Source organism: Prevotella sp. P2-180 (assembly GCF_002251435.1).
Lineage (GTDB): Bacteria > Bacteroidota > Bacteroidia > Bacteroidales > Bacteroidaceae > Prevotella.
This window is the reverse complement of sequence record NZ_NPJI01000007.1, coordinates 1-2,434: the sequence shown is the minus strand read 5'-3', so window position 1 is coordinate 2,434 and position 2,434 is coordinate 1. Positions and strand designations below refer to the sequence as shown.

Genomic DNA, 2,434 nt, shown 5'->3' with positions numbered 1-2,434 from the left:
TAACGACACCTCATCGAATGGTTCACTTGCGTTCAGCTCAGTAATACGTACCTCTCTGCAACGCTCACCACCGCAACGTTTCCGACTGCAGCAGCTTGCAGAGGGTTTGATGCCAGTGCCTGCACACTGACACCGAGAGACCTTCTCTCATCTCATTGGTAGTTACGGCTACATCTTATATGGAAGGTAGCCAACCCTTTATATATAGATGTGCGCCTCGTGGCACACGGACAGGTACATTGGTTCACTCTTTCGGGCTGGTGAACTTGTCAATATGATTCCTTCATCATAATAGTTTGGAATTGGTTTAAAGGCAGCGGCAAATAACTGTCGCTGCTTTTTCTTTTGAAAGAAATTTGGAGAAATGTTTGGAGGAATGGGAAATAGTTTGTATATTTGCAGAAAAATAACATATTATGAGCGAGGACATAGTTGTTGAGAGCATTAAGGATGTGGCAAAGAATGTGCTGCCTGAGAATGCGAAGTTGTTGCTTTATGGTTCCAGGGCAAGGGGGGACTATAGTGAAGGCAGCGATTGGGATTTGCTTGTCATTTTGGATAAGGCAAAGATAGAACAATCAGACTATGACAATATCGTATATCCTCTCACAGACCTCGGTTGGGGCCTCGGGGAAATTATAATTCCAGTGCTTTATACGAAAAAGGAATGGGAATCTATGTCCCCAATGCCATTCTATCAAAATGTTGAACAAGATAAAAGACAATTGGTATGACGCTATCTCCAACGGAAAGAAAGATTGTTGTTGGTCTGGAACTAGAAAAGGCTAATAGTATATTTTCTCAAATAGAAGTGTTGCAAAATGCAGGTTTTTGGGATAATATAGCGAATAGGCTATACTATTCATTATTTCATGCTGTTTCTGCATTATTAATAAATGAAGGACTTCCTGTTAATTCTCATAAAGGAGCCGTATTATTATTTGGACAATATTTCATTAAAACTCAGGTTTTTGATAAGCAATACGGTAAGTTATATTCGCAATTGCAGGCTATGCGTGAAAGGAGTGACTATAATTGTTATTATGATGTATCAAAAGAAGATATTTTTCCTTTGATAGAACCGGTAAAAGAACTTATTGATATCATATCAAATAGACTGCAAGATGCGTAATCAATTCCTTTAAAGGGTCATAGGGACATTGGTTCACTCTTCCGGACCAGTGAACCTGTCACTATGATTTCAGATGGTTTCCTAAAGCCATCCGTTGATTATCAACTTCTCCTTTTTACAGAAGTTATTAATCTCAAAACGTTGGTTTTCGACTGTTTGTTTGTCGCTACTAACACGAATATAACCGTAAATCATAACTTTTTTCTCCAAAGATAGTAAATTCTCGGAATAAATATGTACTTTTGCCATCAATAATTAAGATTTTTGATTATGGACAATACATTCGAAGCACTTCAAGACTTATATGACATTATCGAAAAATGTGAACGTAGGAATGTTAAACTCCCCGAAGACGTTATCCGCCAGATTAATGAAGCGGAGGAGAATATCATACGTGATGAGATTCTGCCGATTATTGGAAAGGACATCGAACCGACACTAAGTCAGATTAAGCGCGACTTGGTCTTGGTGGTGGAATATCACCCTGGTGAACCTGTGAGTGTGGCTCTGTCTCGTAAGACTAAGATAAGTGAGATTGTTGACGCAAAGCCGATTGTAGCTAATCCGCAGAAAGTAAGCAAGCCAGTGAAGAGTGATGAGGCTTATTCAGTGGCAGAACCGCATGAACCGATAAAGACTGTCACTAATCATACAAAAGGGTTGCGGGTGATATTCCCTGATGGTACTGTTGTGTGCAACAAGACTGCTATAGACACGGAGATTGATGTGTTCCGCAGAATCGGTTTTGAGCGTGTGGAAAGGGTAGGGCGAAAGAGAGCTGGTTGGCCTCTTGTTGGCAAGAAGCAACGTCCTGTGGAGAAAGGAAAGATTTGGCAGCATGAGTCTGACGGATGGTTTATATACAGTAACACCAATAACGATCAGAAAAAGGAAGACTTGCAGGCGGTATCTGATTTCTATCATCTGGGATTAAGTATTTCGGATGGGAAACCGGAAAAATAATAATTGTTATTGATATGAAGATACTATTGTGGTCTATATTCCTCGTGATTATGTGGAACTGGATTGTAGGGAAGAGGGAAATGTGAATCTTTCCGTAATCCATGTGATATGTGACGCTCGGGGTTATTGGATGGAGTTGAGAGAAGCCAAAATATTTCAAATAATCTGGGAAAAGTTTGGAGGTATGGAAAATAGTTTGTATCTTTGCTCCCAAAAAATGGAAAGAATATGGAAGCTACAGCATTTTCACCGTATCAAATGAAGATCATTGGACTGATGGAACATGTAAAGTCTGATGAGCAGATGAAGGAGATAGGAAATCTTCTTTCTGACTATTTT

3 protein-coding genes and 1 pseudogene are annotated in these 2,434 nt (G+C 39.6%); 3 read left to right on the top strand and 1 reads right to left on the bottom strand.

The genetic code is table 11. The features are described 5' to 3' along the window. Positions 1–416: 416 nt before the first annotated feature. Both CIK98_RS00895 and CIK98_RS00890 read left to right on the top strand, forming a co-directional pair. The gene (locus tag CIK98_RS00895; RefSeq protein ID WP_094382417.1) at positions 417–734 is read left to right on the top strand and encodes a nucleotidyltransferase domain-containing protein; all 318 of its coding nucleotides are present in this window, start codon (positions 417–419) and stop codon (positions 732–734) included. Continuing rightward, positions 731–1,132, top strand: coding sequence for a HEPN domain-containing protein (locus CIK98_RS00890; RefSeq protein WP_094382416.1), 402 nt, complete (start codon positions 731–733; stop codon positions 1,130–1,132). Before CIK98_RS00895 ends, CIK98_RS00890 begins: the two co-directional genes overlap by 4 nt. Before the next feature lie 84 nt (positions 1,133–1,216). On the opposite strand, the pseudogene CIK98_RS00885 reads toward CIK98_RS00890, so the two are convergent. Then, a pseudogene (locus CIK98_RS00885) lies at positions 1,217–1,327 on the bottom strand (recombinase family protein); the annotation flags it as partial. 75 nt (positions 1,328–1,402) lie between these two features. On the opposite strand from CIK98_RS00885, the gene CIK98_RS00880 reads away from it, so the two are divergent. After that, positions 1,403–2,095, top strand: a complete 693-nt coding sequence (locus CIK98_RS00880; protein ID WP_094382415.1) for a hypothetical protein — start codon at positions 1,403–1,405, stop codon at positions 2,093–2,095. Positions 2,096–2,434: the final 339 nt, after the last annotated feature.

Excerpts from the sequence above, each read along its gene's own strand:
- CIK98_RS00895 (WP_094382417.1), top strand. The coding sequence starts at position 417 with ATGAGCGAGGACATAGTTGTTGAGAGCATTAAGGATGTGGCAAAGAAT.
- CIK98_RS00890 (WP_094382416.1), top strand. The coding sequence starts at position 731 with ATGACGCTATCTCCAACGGAAAGAAAGATTGTTGTTGGTCTGGAACTA.
- CIK98_RS00880 (WP_094382415.1), top strand. The coding sequence starts at position 1,403 with ATGGACAATACATTCGAAGCACTTCAAGACTTATATGACATTATCGAA.